Annotated in this window: 14 protein-coding genes; 13 read left to right on the top strand and 1 reads right to left on the bottom strand. The window is 60.5% G+C overall.

Going from position 1 to position 16,659, the window contains the following annotated elements; translation table 11 throughout:
- Nucleotides 1–251 precede the first annotated feature (251 nt).
- From NFR19_RS01615 to NFR19_RS01660, 10 genes are all read left to right on the top strand, one after another.
- Nucleotides 252–1,154: a substrate-binding periplasmic protein gene (locus NFR19_RS01615; RefSeq protein WP_251212029.1), complete on the top strand. Its 903-nt coding sequence runs from the start codon at nucleotides 252–254 to the stop codon at nucleotides 1,152–1,154.
- Between the two features lie 78 nt (nucleotides 1,155–1,232).
- Nucleotides 1,233–4,142 (top strand): insulinase family protein, encoded by a 2,910-nt coding sequence (locus tag NFR19_RS01620; protein ID WP_251212030.1) that lies wholly within the window; start codon nucleotides 1,233–1,235, stop codon nucleotides 4,140–4,142.
- Between the two features lie 57 nt (nucleotides 4,143–4,199).
- Complete coding sequence (locus tag NFR19_RS01625; RefSeq protein WP_251212031.1) at nucleotides 4,200–4,523, top strand: hypothetical protein; 324 nt, start codon at nucleotides 4,200–4,202, stop codon at nucleotides 4,521–4,523.
- A 32-nt stretch (nucleotides 4,524–4,555) separates the two neighbouring features.
- Entirely contained in the window at nucleotides 4,556–5,521 is a 966-nt protein-coding gene (locus NFR19_RS01630; RefSeq protein WP_251212032.1) for a histone-lysine N-methyltransferase, read from the top strand.
- Between the two features lie 17 nt (nucleotides 5,522–5,538).
- Nucleotides 5,539–7,125 carry a methionine--tRNA ligase gene (metG, locus tag NFR19_RS01635; RefSeq protein WP_251212033.1) on the top strand — a complete coding sequence of 529 codons (1,587 nt, stop codon included), beginning with the start codon at nucleotides 5,539–5,541 and terminating at the stop codon, nucleotides 7,123–7,125.
- The gene (locus NFR19_RS01640; RefSeq protein WP_251212034.1) at nucleotides 7,122–8,156 is read left to right on the top strand and encodes a TatD family hydrolase; all 1,035 of its coding nucleotides are present in this window, start codon (nucleotides 7,122–7,124) and stop codon (nucleotides 8,154–8,156) included. Before metG ends, NFR19_RS01640 begins: the two co-directional genes overlap by 4 nt.
- On the top strand, nucleotides 8,149–8,772 hold the full coding sequence (locus tag NFR19_RS01645) for a flavodoxin family protein (protein ID WP_251212035.1): 624 nt from the start codon (nucleotides 8,149–8,151) through the stop codon (nucleotides 8,770–8,772). The genes NFR19_RS01640 and NFR19_RS01645 overlap by 8 nt, the downstream gene beginning before the upstream one ends.
- Nucleotides 8,762–9,712, top strand: coding sequence for a 16S rRNA (adenine(1518)-N(6)/adenine(1519)-N(6))-dimethyltransferase RsmA (gene rsmA / locus NFR19_RS01650; protein WP_251212036.1), 951 nt, complete (start codon nucleotides 8,762–8,764; stop codon nucleotides 9,710–9,712). Before NFR19_RS01645 ends, rsmA begins: the two co-directional genes overlap by 11 nt.
- Nucleotides 9,713–9,816: 104 nt before the next feature.
- The gene (locus tag NFR19_RS01655) at nucleotides 9,817–11,184 is read left to right on the top strand and encodes a ribonucleotide reductase subunit alpha (protein WP_251212037.1); all 1,368 of its coding nucleotides are present in this window, start codon (nucleotides 9,817–9,819) and stop codon (nucleotides 11,182–11,184) included.
- A gap of 51 nt (nucleotides 11,185–11,235) precedes the next feature.
- Nucleotides 11,236–11,814 carry a manganese efflux pump MntP gene (locus tag NFR19_RS01660; protein WP_251212038.1) on the top strand — a complete coding sequence of 193 codons (579 nt, stop codon included), beginning with the start codon at nucleotides 11,236–11,238 and terminating at the stop codon, nucleotides 11,812–11,814.
- Here the strand turns inward: NFR19_RS01660 and pheA are convergent.
- Nucleotides 11,811–12,671 carry a prephenate dehydratase gene (pheA, locus tag NFR19_RS01665; protein WP_251212039.1) on the bottom strand — a complete coding sequence of 287 codons (861 nt, stop codon included), beginning with the start codon at nucleotides 12,669–12,671 and terminating at the stop codon, nucleotides 11,811–11,813. The genes NFR19_RS01660 and pheA overlap by 4 nt on opposite strands.
- A 254-nt stretch (nucleotides 12,672–12,925) precedes the next feature.
- Between pheA and NFR19_RS01670 the strand changes: the two genes are divergently transcribed.
- Genes NFR19_RS01670 through NFR19_RS01680 form a run of 3 tightly spaced genes read left to right on the top strand, consistent with a single transcriptional unit; the run spans nucleotide 12,926 to nucleotide 16,614 of the window.
- Nucleotides 12,926–14,245: a hydrogenase small subunit gene (locus NFR19_RS01670; RefSeq protein ID WP_251212040.1), complete on the top strand. Its 1,320-nt coding sequence runs from the start codon at nucleotides 12,926–12,928 to the stop codon at nucleotides 14,243–14,245.
- The gene (locus tag NFR19_RS01675) at nucleotides 14,245–15,918 is read left to right on the top strand and encodes a nickel-dependent hydrogenase large subunit (protein ID WP_251212041.1); all 1,674 of its coding nucleotides are present in this window, start codon (nucleotides 14,245–14,247) and stop codon (nucleotides 15,916–15,918) included. Before NFR19_RS01670 ends, NFR19_RS01675 begins: the two co-directional genes overlap by 1 nt.
- Nucleotides 15,919–16,614: a cytochrome b/b6 domain-containing protein gene (locus tag NFR19_RS01680; RefSeq protein WP_251212042.1), complete on the top strand. Its 696-nt coding sequence runs from the start codon at nucleotides 15,919–15,921 to the stop codon at nucleotides 16,612–16,614.
- Nucleotides 16,615–16,659 lie beyond the last annotated feature (45 nt).

Raw genomic sequence — 16,659 nt, forward strand, 5'->3', positions numbered from 1 at the left:
CTCACGCGTCCCAAGCCCATGGCAGATGCGGTCAAAAGGGTCCACGTAAGGCAGTGCGCAGCGCTGCTGAGCATGGCGTATTCTAGAAGTAAGACGCACCGCCCGGTACGACATTCCGCCACATGGTGTGGCGGCGGGCGAGAGGCCCAAGCGGAAACGCGCAAGTCCAGTGCGCGAGTGTGGGGGCAAAGGCTAGGTCAGCCGGGAAGTGCTGGATGCGGCCATGTATCGCCGCCGGAAGGAAGAAGTCTATGAAGTGTGTACGCATTGCGGCTGCTGTTGTGTTGTCCATCATGATGACGATGGCTCTTGCGGGCTGCGCGAGCAACGATTACAAGCCGGAGCTCGGCTCGCCTCAAGTGGAGCCGCCCACCATTGGCGAGGAGGGCACGCTGCGCGTCGGCGTGAACACCAGCAAGTCTCCCTTGGCCGGTATGGGCAACGATCGCATCATCGGCATCGATGTGGATATCGCGGCGGCTCTCGCGGACGAGCTGGGGTTGAAACTGTCGCTTGAAGATGTGGGGACGAGCCCCGATACCGCCCTCGAAGAGGGTAGCGTCGACATCGTGATGGGCATCGATAAGTCTGACTCCGATGCGGGCTTCTGGTTGTCTGCGGAGTATCTGCCCACCGGTGTTGCCGTATTCGCGACAGAAGGGTCGAATGCCGCTGTTCCCAAGAAGGATGACGGCTCGAAGATCGCCGCGCAGGTCTCGTCGAAGAGCGCATGGGCGGTCACCAATGCGTTTGGCGATAGCGCGCTCGAATCGGCGAACGATCTGAGCAGCGCCATCTCAGAGCTCGCCTCCGGGCAGGTTGACTATCTTGCCTCAGATGCGGTCATCGGCATGTATGCCGCTAATCGTGCAGGCACCCCGGTGGAGATCGTTGCGCTCATCGATTCTGCCAGCGGCTATTGCATCGGCGCCTCATCGGAGAACATCGCGCTTCAAAGTGCCGTTGCCGATGCGCTCTCAACCTTGCTGAACAATGGCACCATCGGGGTCATCGAGCAAAAGTGGCTCGGTTCGCTGCTCGATCTGAGCACCACGCCGACCGCAGAGGTCACGCCTGAGAAGACCGATAACGCCGATGAACCCACAGGGGATGCGGATGCCACCGCGCAATCATCCGCAGCGACAGCGGCGTAGTCGTCCGCACATCGATTCAACGCAGAGAGCACGATGCGGATGCGCGGGTCAGTGCTGCGTTCGAGCAAGGAGTAAGACATGGTAGGAGATATCGCCGAGCAGGCGGCATCGCACGGATTCCGCCTCATTGAAAGCCAGCGCGTTGACGAGCTTGAGGGAAGCGCGCATCGCATGGTGCACATGGCATCGGGTGCCAAGCTGCTGCTTTTGCGCAACAGCGATGAGAACAAGGCATTCGCCATCACCTTCAAAACGCCTGCTGCTGACAACACAGGCGTTTTCCATATCCTGGAGCACTCGGTGCTCTGCGGGTCTGATAAATTCCCGGTGAAAGAGCCCTTTGTGGATCTACTGAAAGGCTCCATGCAAACGTTTCTGAACGCGATGACCTTTCCGGATAAGACGATGTATCCGGTGGCGTCCACGAACGATCAAGACCTCATGAACCTGATGGATGTCTACATGGATGCCGTATTCCATCCGCGTCTCTATCATACTCCGGCTATTTTCCAGCAAGAAGGATGGCATTATGAGGTGGGCGAAGATGATGAGGGCGCACCACAGCTGACCTATAACGGCGTGGTGTTCAACGAGATGAAAGGGGCGCTCTCCGATCCGGATTCGGTGCTCTACGATACGCTTTCGGCAGCGCTTTTCCCGAATACCACCTACCGCTTCGAGTCGGGCGGAGAACCAGAGGCCATCGTCGATCTGACCTATGAGGCGTTCCTTGAGCAGCATCGCCGTCATTATCGGCCCGATAACAGCTATATCGTGCTCTATGGCGATCTCGATATCGAACGCGTGCTCGGCTTTCTCGACGAAGAGTATCTAGCCCCGCTCGCAGCGACCGGCGCTTGCACGGGGGAAGCGATCGCCATCGCGCATCAAGCGCCTGTGGTGAGCATGGGTGTGACCAGGGAAATGTGCACGACACCTGAGAACGCATGCGCTGCGTGCGGGTTTGTCGTGGGAGAGGCGTCGGCGCGCGAGCGGCTGATCGCGGCCGATATCCTCGTCGACGCGCTTTTGGGCTCTAACGAGGCTCCGCTCAAGCGCGCTATCTTAGATGCGCGCATCGCTGACGATTGCATGGCCTATCTTGAGGACAGCGTAGCTCAGCCATTCGTGGTGGTGAGCGTCAAAGGGTCGCGCCCGGGTACCGTCCAAAAGCTCGCGAACATCGTCGAAGATACGTGCGGTCGTCTGATCGAAGAGGGTATCGACCCCGCGCTCATAGAAGCCTCGCTCTCGCATGCCGAGTTCGTGATGCGCGAGCACGATATGGGCTACGCTGATGGCGTGGTGTATGCCATGACCGCGATGTCCGGCTGGCTCTACGATGACGATGCGGCGCTTTCCTATCTTCGGTATGAAGACGTCTTCGCCGACTTGCGCGCGAAGCTCGCCACGGGTTACTTCGAGGAACTTGCGCGCAGCATCTTCATCACTAACGATCATTATGCCCAGGTTGAGGTCGTGCCGGTCGAAGGTGATGGGGATGCTGCGCTCCGCAAGCGTTTGGTGGCAGTTCAGGAGCGGATGGGTTCCTTGGAGCTCGAGGAAGTGCAGCGCGCTGAGGCGGATCTGCGGGTGGCACAACTTGCCGCTGATAGCCCGCAGGCGCTGCTCACGCTTCCGCGGTTGCGCGTCGATCAGATCGGGGAGGCGCCAACGCGGCATCCGTTCGGGCTGGAACCGAGGGATGGGCTTGAGGTGCTGCGCCATGAGGTGCCCTCGCATGGCATCGCGTATCCGTATCTGTACTTCGATCTGGGCTGCCTGACCTTCGATGAGCTGCCGTATGCCGCCTTGTTGGCCATGTTGCTGGGGAAGCTGGATACTGCGCATCGCAGTGCAGCGCAGCTTGATCGGGATGTGCATGCCCAGCTTGGCAACCTCGGGTTTTTCTGCGAGGTGCACGAGCAGATGAAAGGGGATGGCTTTGCGGCGAAGTTCGTGGTGGCCACCTCGGCTCTTTCGGCGCATGCGGCTGATGCGGCAACGATCGTCAGCGAGATCGTCCGCACTACGGATCTGACCGATCAGGAGAAGATGCGCGACATTCTCGTACAGCGTCGTGTTGCCATGGAGCAGGCGTTTGCCTCTGCGGGGCACACGACCGCTTTGCGCCGCGCCGTGTCGTACCATATTCCGGCGGCGTGTGTGCGCGAAGCGCTCGGCGGCGTTGATTTCTACCTCTTCCTCAAAGACCTCTTGGAGCATTTTGATGAGCGCGCCGCTGCATGCTCTGCGAAGCTTGCCGAAGTGGCGCACCGCCTCTTCTCAGAGGGTAATTGCCTGCTCTCCTTCACCGGTGCCACGAACGATCTGACGCGTTATCTGGGGGCTGCCGAGCCCTTTGCGGCGCACGGCTGTCCGCAGCGCTTGGTCGTTCCCGAACCGCAGGACAAGCGCGAAGGGCTCATTGTGCCAACCGATGTGTCCTATACTGCGCTCTCAGCGAGCTTGGCCTCGGTCGGCGGTGCCTACGGAGGTATCTGGCCCTTGATTTCGCGCGCGCTCACCTATGGGTATCTGTGGCAGGAAGTCCGCGTGCTGGGCGGCGCGTATGGCACTGGATTCAGCGTTTCGGCAACGGGAACCGCGAGCTTCCATTCCTATCGCGACCCGCACCTCGATGAGACGGTAGCGCGTTTCGCGGGATCAGCGGCGTGGCTGGCCGATCTGTCCGTGCAGCCTGAGGAATTCGCGGGCTACGTCGTGAGCTCGGTCGCGGGCATGGACGCTCCTTTGAAGGCGCGCGAGCGCATGCGCAAGCAAGATGCCATGTTCTTCTCGGGATATACGCAGGATATGCGCGCTGAGGTGCGCGCGCAGTTGCGTGCAGCCCGAGAAGGCGAGGTGCGCGCACAGGCTGCCACTGTGGAGGCCCTCGTGAATGCGGGGCATCTCTGCTCGGTGGGAGGACGCGCGCTCCTTGCGTCCTCCGATGAGGGCCTTACGCTGGTCGATCTTGTTGGATAGGTGGGCGCGGGCGTCCATTTCGCGTATAATCGGCAAACCACGGACAGGAAGCGGAGCATGGCCGACCGAGCAGACTTCAAGCATATCCGCGTTACCGGAGCCGACGATGATGTCGTGATCGTTGCGGGGGCGCAAACAGAGGAAGCGGACCGAGCAGAGGCTGATCGTGCGCCAGCTGCATCGTCTGACGACCTCAGCGCCTCTTCGGAGAAAAGAGATGCCGTTTGCGCGCCAGGGCCAGAAGCCTCTACAGGCGCATATCATCCGACAACGCTGGAAGATATAGCGGAATCGAAGATGTCAGTGACGCAGAAGGTCGTGATCGCATTGGCGGTGGCTGCGGTCATTGTATTTTTCGTGTGGCGTTTCGTGGCAGGATAGATTGACGGTCAAAACGAAGATGGGATGCAGACGTGAGCGTTAAGGAAGACAAGCGGGACCATCGCGAAGAAGAGGTGCCCGAAGAGCAGATGATGCACGAAGATGAGGTCGATCGCACAGCAACAGAGACTGAAACCGCGACCCCTTCGTGCGATGCGGATGATGCGCCGGAGAGAGGCCTGAAGCACGGCAAGCACGGGAAAGTCGACGACGAGGTTCCCGAGTATCTCAAGCGCTCGCGGCGCATGCGCAGGATCCTCATTGCCGTACTCGTCGTGCTGGTGCTTTTGGTGGCGGCAGGAGCGGTGCTCGTCGTGATGCTCTTCGATACGGCCAATAACGCTGCTACTCAACAGGCGCAAAGCGCCGTGTCGCAGGTGGAGGCCATCGAGTCGGACGACGCTACCAAGGATGCTTCTACCACGACCACCAAACGGACCACGGTTCCCGATCTCGTCTCGTTATTGGGGCTGACGCAGCAAGAGGCGCTCGATCAGTTGCAGCATGGTGCGCAAGTAACGGGTTTGTCCGAGATCAACGAGGAAGGGAATCCCATCAAGCAGCAGGTCGATGTGGCTCTCTCTGACGAGCCAGCCGATTCGCGCTCTGGCACCCCGAGCGTCTACCTTGATCTCAACGAAGAGGGTCGCGTGCTGCGCGCGGGATATTCGGTAGCCATCGCCTCCATTGGGTACGGCTCGATCAGCTTCGCTGACGCGGTCAGCAACGAGGGGATCATCGAAGAGACCGTGCAGGAAGCCGGTCTCACCATCGCCGACTACACAGCAACGCTTCCCGAGGATAAGATGCAGTACTCCAGCTATGCGGGCGATGGTACCACCTTGACACGTGAATACTGCGAGTTCTCGGGTACTGGCAGTGTGGGAGAAACCCAGTACAGCTGGGAGGCCGACCTGTCGTATGACTACACCATGGCGAACGCTACGGGCAACCTCGCGGACACGATCCGCACCATCTACATCTATATCCAGGCATAGCGCATCAAGGAGCATCTATGAGCAAAGGCACCTATTCGGTCACCACGCCGATCTACTATGTCAATGCGGCGCCCCATCTGGGGACGGCCTATACCACCATCGCGGCTGATGTGGTGAGCCGCTATCAGCGCATGAACGGCTACGATGTGGCCTTCGTCACCGGCATGGACGAGCACGGCCAGAAGGTAGCCGATACCGCTGCAGCCCATGGCATGACGCCGCAGGAGTGGTGCGATTCTATGGAGCCAGCTTTCCGTGATGCGTGGGAGATGCTCGATATCACCTATACCGACTTCGTTCGCACCACCGAGCCGCGCCAAGCCGCATCCGTGCAAAAGCTCTGGCAAGATCTGTATGACAAGGGTTACCTGTACAAGGATTCCTACGACGGCTGGTACTGCGTGCACGAGGAGACCTACTACGCCGAGAGCGATCTGGAGCGCGACGAGGAGGGTGTCTTCGTCTGTCCGGATTGCAAGCGCCCAGTGCAGCGTGCAGGCGGCGAAGAGAACTGGTTCTTCCGCCTGAGCGATTTCCAACAGCCGCTGCTGGAGCTCTACGAGCGCCGCCCGGAGTTCATCCGCCCCGAGACGCGCCGCAACGAAGTGGTCTCGTTCGTGGCGGGCGGCTTGAAGGACCTCTCCATCTCGCGCTCCACGTTCGACTGGGGCGTGCCGCTGCCGTTCGACGAGGGGCATGTGGCCTACGTATGGGCCGATGCGCTTATTGCCTACATGACGGGCATCGGGTATGCCGATGAGGCGCGCGGCGACGAGTTCGAGTGTCGCTGGCCCTTCGAGTACCATTTCGTGGGCAAGGATATCACGCGCTTTCACTGCGTCATCTGGCCAGCCATGCTCATGGCGGCGGGTCTGCCGGTGGCGCACACGGTGTTCGGTCATGGCTTCTTGCTCACCAAGGGCGAGAAGATGTCGAAGAGCAAGGGCAATGCGCTGCGTCCGGCTGAACTGGTCGACATCTTCGGCGTGGACGCGTATCGCTATTACTTCATGAGCGACGTGCAGTTCGGCGCCGATGGTTCCATCTCCATCGAGCGCATGGTGCAGGTGTACAACGCCGATCTGGCGAACACGTGGGGCAACTTGGTCAGCCGCGTGGCGAACATGACGAAGAAGTACTTCGATGCGCGGGTGCCCGCACCGCCTGCCAGCGCGACGGACAACCCGCTGCGCCCTCTTGCCGAGAAGCTCTACGCCGCCTATGACGAGGCTCTGGCGCTGGCTGACTTCACGGCAGCGGCGCAGGCGGTGCAGGGTTTGGCGCACCGGGCGAACGAGTACATGGAGGAGAGCGCACCGTGGGCGCTGGCGAAGGACCCCGCGCGCGCCGATGAGCTGGCGGCGGTCATCTACAACGCACTGGAGGCCATCCGCATCATCGCGCTGTTCATGCAGCCGTTCGCGCCGAACACCTCGACTGCGGTTTGGCACCGGCTGGGGTTGGGCGATATCTCCGCAGTTGACGATATAGAGGCCGCGGCTGCGTGGGGTCAGCTACCCGCGGGCAATGCGGTGGAGGTGGGCGATCCGCTCTTCCCGCGCCTGGATGCCGACAAGATCGGCGCTGCGGAGGGCGAGAAGTGACCGCTTCGATGCCAAGTGCCGCAGATGCGCCGCTCAGCGCGGGCACCGAGAGCGATGTCTGCGATGCGCCCGTGTTCGTGGACGAGTACTTCCGTAAGAAGCCGAAGAAGCACGGCCGCGAATGGAAGGTGGTCACAGCTCCCTGCCATCTGACGCCCATCGCTGACACGCATGCCCATCTGGATATGCTGAGCGACCCGGCGCTCGCGCTGGCGCGTGCCGGTGCGCACGATGTGCGCTTCGTCGAGGCGATGGTGGACCCGTTGAGCGAGGCGGGCGCAGCAGCGTTCGACCAGCTGCCCGCATGGCAGCACCAAGCCGAGCTCTATACCCGGCAGATGTCCACGCGCATCTGCGGGCAAGGGTGGCATCCGGCGCCGAAGGTGCGCATCGCGGTGGGCGTGCATCCGCACGAGGCGAAGGCGTGGGATGCGCGGACGCGCGCGGAGATGCTGCGCCTGCTCCACGATGAGCGCGTGAGCGCGCTGGGCGAGATCGGGCTCGATTATCACTACGATCATTCTCCACGCGAGGTGCAGCGAAGCGTGTTCGCTGAGCAGGTGCAGATGGCTGCAACCGCGGGGCTGCCCACTATCCTGCATGTGCGCGAGGCCTTCGATGATGCGTTCGCCATCATGGAAGAGATCGGTTTTTCCGATGCGGGCGTGTTGCTGCACTGCTATACCTCCGATGAGCGCGAGATTGGTCGCTGGGTCGAAGCGGGGTGCTTCGTTGCGTTCGGTGGGGCGTTCACCTTCAAGAAGCTCGAGAGCATCCGACAGGCAGCGGCGCTCGTGCCGCGCGATCGGTTGTTGCTGGAAACGGATGCACCGTTCATGACGCCCGAGCCGCTACGCGGCACGGAGTGCGAGCCTGCGCACGTGATCTGGACCGCGCAGCGTCTGGTGGACTACCTGTTGCCGCAGGCGTCCCCCGAAGAGCGTCAAGAGCTTCTTGAGCGCACATATCGCAACGCGCTGGGGTTGCTCGATCGCGAACCAACCTCATGGCAGAGGGCCGAGCATGCATAGGACGATCATCATCGGCTCGCCGCGCGCTCAAGGCAGATGCGCCGCACTGGCACAAGAGCTCTTCGACGCCTGTATCGAAGACTGTCCGCACGACGGAGTTTCTTTGCTGGCCATCGCCCATTTGGACGTGGCGGGTTGCACGGGCTGCGATGGGTGCAAGCAGGCGCTCGCACCGACGTCCGAGGCTATTCCGCCGTTTCCGAAGCTCGATGATCCTCTGGCACCGCTCGAGCGCATTCGCAAGAGCGATTCCCAACGCCATGTCTGCGTGATCGAAGATGATATGGCTGAGGTGCGCAAGCATTTGGATGCAGCCGATGAGCTGACGGTGGTGGCACCGGTTTATTTTGCGGGACCGCCTGCTCAGTTGAAAGCGCTGCTCGACCGCTTGCAGCCGTACTATTGGTCGGGGGTGCGGCGCCAGAGCGCAAAGCGCCCATGCGTGCTGCATGTGATAGGCGAGGGGGGAGACCCTCATGGGATCGAGCCGTTGCTGGGATGCGTGCGGTCCGCCTTTTCGGTAGCAGGGTTCAAGCTCGATCGCGTGCTCGATTGGCGGGGGCGCATTGATGCGGATGGCATCATTCTCGAAGATGCTGAGCTCTATGAGTGCTAAGGCGTCCCCCCTTGCCTCACCGAGCGCGACAAGCGCCGTGCTCGATCGTTTCGGTCTGTCTCCCAAGAAGCGCTTTGGTCAGAATTTCCTGATCGATGATGGCGTCGTACGGCGGATCGTGCAGTTGTCCGGCGTGAACGGGGATGATGACGTGTTGGAGGTGGGCCCTGGCATCGGCACGCTCTCAGCCGCGCTCGCGGCACGTGCGCGATCGTTGGTGGCCATCGAGCGCGATTCGGACCTGATCGAGGTGCTCGAGGATACGATGGGCGAGCGCAGCAATTTCCAGCTGGTGATGCGCGATGCGCTCAAGGTGGAGCAAGCCGATATCGACGCAGCCGGAGCGGCGCTGCGCTCTCGCGGGGTAGCCTGCGCGTCTCCGAACAAGCTCGTGGCGAATCTACCGTATGCGGTGGCGGCCACGGTGGTGCTCGATTTTTTCCAGCGCTTCTCGTTCATGAAGAGCGCGACGGTGATGGTGCAGCGCGAGGTGGCCGAGCGCATGCGCGCGATCCCTCACACGAAGGAATACGGCGCCTACACGGTGAAGCTTGCCCTGTGCGCTCATGTTGTGGAGAGCTTTCGCGTAGGGCCGGGCAGCTTCATGCCGCAGCCGCATGTGGAGAGCACGGTGATACGTCTTGACCGCTCTCAACCCGTCGATGAAGAAGGGCGACCCTGTGCTGCTCGGATCATTCGTGCGGCTTGCGAGATGGCCGATGGCGCCTTCTTCGCTCGGCGAAAGACCATCGCGAATTCGCTGCGCGCCAGTTTCACCAGCCGCGGCGATCCAGCGCGTTCGGCGGTGGATGAGATGCTCGTGGTGGCGGGGATCGATGCGAGCGTGCGCGGTGAGACGCTTGCGCCTGCTGACTTCATCAGGCTCGGTCAGGCGCTTTGCATGGTGCGGCAAGCGAATGGATGCGCGCCGGTCTCATAAGGTTTTTATGATAAAAACATTTGTTCGATATAACAGCGGGCATCATGCGATAGAATGGTCGCAAACACACGGACACGCAACGAGCATGCACATGAGGTGATCGTATGGCAGAGAACGCACCGGGCAACTCCCGCAACGATGGGGGTTCGCTCGATAATATCAAAGACTATCTGAAGCGCGCTCAGGCTGCGTGCGAATCGGGCGATGCGGTATTGGGCATGTATCTGTACATGGCCGCATTTGAAGAGGCCACTACCGAAGGCGGTCGCCCGGGTGAAGATGCTCTATCGGGCTTGAAAGAGGCCTGGGTTTTGGCATGCACGCAGAAGGAGCGCTCGCTTGCCGAGTATATCTTCGAGCGCCTTGAGCCCTACCTCTCGGCTGACGAGATAACCTTATGCGCCGAGGCGCTGCATAGCCTCGCCATGGACAAGCTTGAGGAATTCGGGTTTTCTCGCGATGACCTAGAGGATATGGCCCAGATCATCCAGGATGACATTGAGGGCAATACCGACCTCATAGCCGCATCGGCTGGGGTGCCTGAGCCTCCCGAGCTTCCTCATCTTACGTATGCAAACGCAGCGGGATACGAGGATGCGATTCATGCTATGAATGCTCTGGGCATCGGCATGGATGAGGATGCCGATTTCAAGAAGCTGCGCGAGATGCTCAATCATCTCCATGGCATGTCCACCACGCCCGCGCTTGACACCATCCTGTTCCGCTCCGATGCGCGTGAAGATGCCAATCGCTTCATGATGGCCACGCTCGGCGAGCTTGATATGCCCACCATCCATATGCGCATGGAAGAGAACTATCAGGGCATGCCATTGCTTTGCGTGAGCGCGCATGCGATCGATATCCCCACAGGTGAGGGTTTGCGCAACGTCTTCAAGGATGGCGGCGTGCTGGTGCTGGAAGACCTCGACTGCTGGCTCGCGCCGAGCACCGAAATGGCAGAAGAAGGCGGCTCGTTTTTCATGATGTCGCTGACACGCGGTGCACGTGAAGCCGTGGCGCTGGTGCGTGCGGCGGTTGAGAGCCCGGATGTGTATGTGATGGCCACGGCATCGGATGTGAGCGCCATCGATGGCTTCTTCCTCGATATGCTCGAGCCCATGACCATGATTCAGATCGAATTACCCACCGCCACCGAGCGAGCGCAGATATGGGAGGATATCGCGCGCGAACATCCCTCGGTGCGCGGCATCGATCGCACCGACCTGGTGCGCCTTTCTGCGCGTCTGCCGCGGGCGGATATGTACGCGGCAGCACGCGAGGCTATTGAGGAAGCGTATAAGACCGGCTTGATGCTGCGGCGCTACCAGCCTGTCACGCGCGATAACCTCTTCGACAAGCTCGCTGCCTATCAAGCGCTCGATTCTGCTGAGTATGCCGAATTGGAAGACGAGGTCATCCGCGACTTCCGGCGTGATTTGAGCCACATTGATGACATCTTGCGCGAAGGTTGATCGGGGTAGAGCGGTGCCTCCGATGCCCACGCTCGTGAAGGGCAACGCGGCATGGATGTGACCTGGCTGCTCCTGATAGCGGTGGGGCTTTCCATGGATGCATTCGCAGTTGCGGTGGCGAAGGGCCTGTCCATGCGCACGATGCGCTGGGGTCATGCGCTTGTCATCGCGCTCTTCTTTGGCGTGTTCCAAGGTGTGATGCCTCTTATCGGCTGGGCGCTCGGTTCTTCGTTTTCCCAACTCATCGAACCGGTCGATCACTGGGTCATCTTCGCTATTCTGGTCGCGGTGGGTGGCAAGATGATCTGGGATGGCATGCGGGGAGATGAAGAGGATGCCTGCCGCCTTGTCGATCAGCGCCTTGATGTCAGGGAGCTGATCCTGCTCGCCGTGGCTACCAGCATCGATGCACTTGCGGTCGGCGTATCGTTTGCGCTCATGCAGGTGAACATCGGTCTTGCAGCAGGCATCATCGCGGGCACCACCTTTGCGCTCTCGCTGGTAGGGGTTCTTATCGGGCACCTTTTCGGCGGACGATTTCAGCGTGCGTCCGGCATCATCGGCGGTGTCGTGCTGGTGCTCATCGGCTGCAAGGTACTCTTGGAGCACCTGGGCGTTCTGAGCTTCTAGGCGCTCGGTATGACCGGATAAGACCCGAGCACCTTCACTTCGCGCAGTTTGAGGCGCAAGCAAGAAAGCGCGGTCTGCACATCGGGCGCGATGTCTTTGCCCAAGAACTCCATGAAGAACATGTAGTCGCCGAACTGCTGCTTGAGCGGGCGCGATTGCAGCATGGTGATATTAATGCCCGCATAGGCGAACTCGGAAAGAATCATGTGTAGCGCACCGGCCTTGTCTTCGCGCAAGAACAGCGCAAGAGTGGTCTTGTAGTCATCACTGACCAGCTGAGGCGCTGATCCGAGGCGGCCGATGAGGGCGAAGGCAGTTTGATTGCCCAGATGATCCTCGATGTCGGCAGCGGCGATATCGCATCCATGAAGGCGTGCGGCGAAAGCGTTCGCGATACCGGCGATGGTGGGATCGGATGCGGCGAGTCGTGCGCTTTCCGCAGTGGAGGGCATGATCTGGGTGTTGCGACCAGGGAGGCGTTCGTTGAGGTAGCGGCGGCATTGCGCAAGGCCTTGCGAATGCGATGCCACCGTTTGGATATCGCCTAAGGCAACGCCGGGCGCGGTGACCAAGCAATGATGGATGTCGATGACGGTCTCTGCCAGGATGACTGCTGACGAGCGGAATGCGAAATTGTCGAGCGTGGCCGTTACGGGGCCTTCGAGGGAGTTTTCCTTGCCCACCACGCCAAAAGCAGCGCGACCTCGGTCGACCGCATCGAACACTTCGTCAAAGGAGGCGCATTCGAGAAGGTCGGGCGCCTTGATCCCGAGCGCGGAAGCGAACACGTTTGCTGCTTCGTGGGTGTAGGTGCCTCGCGGTCCTAAGAATGCTATCGTGTGATCGATGTCGGTCATCGCTGCTCCTTATCTCGGTTCGTTTCCTCGATTATAAACATCTTGGTAACCGTTCATGGGAGCAACGCGGTTGCTCTTGTGAAAACCCTCGTTCCAGGGCGTTGTGATGTTACGACGAAAACATTCCGTAACATTTTGTAGCATCTCGCGGCGCTTTTCAGCCCTCACGAACCGATGCCGCCCTTGCCGGTGCGCGGATGGCTGCACAATACGAACCGTTGTACAAGACGAGGACACCTAAGGGAGGTGTACACATGGTAGATCAGGCCACGACTACGGACGCTTTCAGCGTTCTCGAGTCGCGTGGGGTTAGCCGCCGCAGCTTCATGAAGCTCTGCGCTGGCATCGCTGCAACGGCAGGTTTGTCGCAGCTGGCCATCCCGCGCATTGCCGAGGCGCTCGAACAGTCCGTGATTGGAGCCACGTCTGGCGACCTCTACCCAGTGATCTGGATTGAGGGTGCGTCGTGCACGGGGTGCACGGAGTCGTTCGCGCAGATCGACACGCCTGATGTGGCGACCGTCGTTCTGGACGTCATCTCGCTGAATTACTCCGAGACGCTGTCGGCTGCGGCTGGCTGGTCCGTTGAGGAGGCTAAGGCTCAGACGATCGAGGCGGGCAACTACGTCCTGGTGTACGAGGGCGCGGTTCTGGAGGCGTGGAACGGCAACGCGCTGCGGGTCGCAGGGGAGACCGGCAACGAGGCTCTGGCTCATGCTGCTGCCAGCGCCAATGCGGTGATGGCGGTTGGTTCGTGTGCGGTCAACGGTGGTTGGTGCGCAGCGTACCCGAATCCATCCAAGGCCATGGGCGTTCAGATGTTCCTTGAGAAGGAGGGCATTGACACGCCGGTCATCAACATCCCTGGCTGTCCTGTGAACCCCGAGTGGATGATGCAGGTGCTGGTTGATGTGGTCATGCTGAAGGATCCGTCGCTGGTGAAGCTGAACGACTTCAACGAGCCTTCCAGCCTCTTCGATCAGACCATCCACGATAATTGCCCGCGTCGCGGCCACTTCGAGAATGGCGAGTTCGTCTACGAATTCGGCAGCGAGGAAGAGGCTTTGGGATACTGTCTGTATCCGGTGGGATGCCGCGGGCCGCAGACGAAGGCCATGTGCCCCATCACGCGTTGGAACAACCGTCGTTCATGGTGCGTAGAGGCTGGCAGCCCCTGCATCGGATGCTGCGAGGCGAACCCCAACGATCCGGGCGACAACTGGGTGCAGGTCAACACGCCGTTCTACAATCGCTTCCGCGATCTGCGTATCGGCGAGTTCAAATTCCAGCCTGAGCCGGTGGCATGGGTGCTGACGGGCATCGTTGCCGCAGCGCTTGTCGTGCATGGCTTCGGCATGAAGAAGACCGGTCGTATGGATGGCGGTGCTCCGTTCGAGCCTATCCGTAAGTGGGACAAAGAGCATCCCGAGCGCTCCATCGGCACTTACGCCGATCCGGTGACGGGCGGCCCGGTCATCAGCGAAGAGCTGACCGAAGAGAACACGCATCATCCGTCGGCGCCAGCTGATGTGATGGTCGCCAACTATGAGCAAGAAGCGGGAGGTGAGAAGTAATGACGCGTTCCATCATCGATCCCATCACCCGTATCGAGGGCCATCTGCGCGTTGAGATGGAAGTGGAGAACGGCGTTGTCTCTGACGCATGGGTCTCCGGTGGCTGCTTCCGTGGCATGGAGTTGGTCGTGCAGGATCGCACGCCCGAGGACGCTGCTCAGATCGTGCAGCGTATCTGCGGTGTGTGCCCGGTCTCGCATACGCATGCTTCTTCCATCGCGGCCGAGAAGGCCTATGGCATCACCATTTCCAACAATGCGCGCATCGTGCGCAACCTGATCGAGGGTGCGCAGTTCCTGCACTCGCACATCCTGTGGTTCTACAATCTGTGTGCGCTTGACTATGTGAACCCGCTCAACGCGCTGACCGCCGATGTGGCGGACACCTACGAGCTGGCACAGACGCTGGGCACATCCATGAACACCGACTTCGGTCAGTTGAAGGAGAAGCTGGCGAAGTTCGCTGCGAACGGACAGCTGTCCATCTTCTCGGGCAACTGGTTCGAGTGCGATGGCGGCACGGGCTATAAGATGACGCCTGAGGCCGACCTGATCTGCACCGCTCACTACCTTGAGGCGCTCAAGATGCAGGCGAAGGCCTCTGAGATCGCAGCGCTGCTGGGTGGCAAGATGCCGCACGTTATGACGGTGCTGCCTGGTGGCACGTCGTTCGTGCCCACCGAGGCGAAGCTTGACGATCTGTGGGCCATGGCCAACGAGATCTACGATTGGGTCTCCACCACCATGATCCCTGACACGCTGGCCATCGCATCGTTCTATCCTGAGGTTGCCAACTATGGCAAGGGCTGCGGCCGCTATATCGCATGGGGCGTCTTCGAGGGTCCGGATTGGCCCTATGGCGACGATTACACCGAGCAGATGATCAACCGCTATCTGCCCATGGCTGTGCTCGACGAGCAGCTCAACGTCTCCAACGTGCAGGAATCGCTCATCACCGAGTACATGGGCCATTCATGGTACGAGGGCGACTCCACCTATCAGTCCCCCTACTTCGTGACCGATCCGGATTTCACGGAGTACAACGTTGAGGATCGCTACACCTGGGTGAAATGCCCGGCCTACGATGGCAAGCCCATGGAGGCAGGCGGCCTCTCGCGTGTATTCGCAGCCTACAAGCGCGGCGTGCCCTTCGTGAAGGAGCAGGTCGACGCATTGCTGGTGAAGTTGGGTGGCAAGCCTGGCCAGGTCGAGTTGCTGCAGAACACGCTGGGTCGCACCGCTGCTCGCCAGGTCGAGACGCTCTACATCGCAGGCCTCATGAAGGACTGGACGCTGGAGCTGATGGAGGCCATCAAGGGCGGCGACTCCGAGTACTTCCGTCAGCCGCTGACCACCACCGGTGAAGGCACCGGTTTCTGGGAGGCTCCGCGCGGCGCGCTCTACCACGCCGAGAAGGTGACCAACCGCAACGTGGACGGCTATCAGATCATCATCCCGTCTACGTGGAACCTGGCTCCCATGAACGCTGATGGCGTCCATGGTCCGATGGAGCAAGCGCTGATCGGCGCGCCCGTGGAGGACATCGAGATGCCCATCCATGCGCTGCGCACGGTCCACAGTTATGACCCGTGCACCGCTTGCGCGGTCCACATCACCGAGCCCAAGACGGGCAAGGAGTTCAAGACGGTGACCAGCCCTTGGGGGGTGAAGTAAATGGCACATCTCGCGCATTACCGCGAAGCGCATCCTATGGTCTTCGTGGTCACCCACTGGATCAATTTGGTGAGTATGATCCTGTTGATTCTGACCGGATTCATCATCCACTATCCGTTTCTGGCGGGTCTGACCGGCATCTGCCGTGGCGTGCACGTATTCTGCGGCTTCGTGCTGTTCTTGAACTGCGTATTCCGCGTCATCGCGTCGTTCATCGTGAAAACATCTCCGACGGGCGGCACGCGCAAGCAGACCACCGACATCAAGTCGTGGCTGCCGCAGAAGGATAACCGCCATCAGGCGCTCGAGTGGATCAAGTACTATCTGTTCTTGAAAAAGGATCATCCGCTCGGAGCGAAGCTGGGCGTTCCGCAGAAGCTGTCCTATCTGCTGATCCCGTTCCTTATCCTTGTGATGTTCTGGACGGGACTGTGCTTGTGGGGCGAGACGATGAACGTGCCCGCATTTGCGGCTACCACCACGCTCGTCGGCGGCGCTATGAGCATGCGCATCATTCACTATTACGGCATGTTCGTGTTCATCATCTTCATGTTCATCCATGTGTATCTGGCGAATGTGGAGAGCACGGCTCCCACCAAGCTCATGTTCTTCCATAAGGAGCATGGCGGTTTGGTCTACGATCCCGACATCCACAACATCGTGGGCGAGGATATGGACCCTTCAGCCGACAAATAAGTTGGCATGATTCATGCTTCGTTGACGGCGGCCTCCGGGCCGCCC

This window comes from Adlercreutzia murintestinalis (assembly GCF_943192905.1).
GTDB lineage: Bacteria > Actinomycetota > Coriobacteriia > Coriobacteriales > Eggerthellaceae > Adlercreutzia_A > Adlercreutzia_A murintestinalis.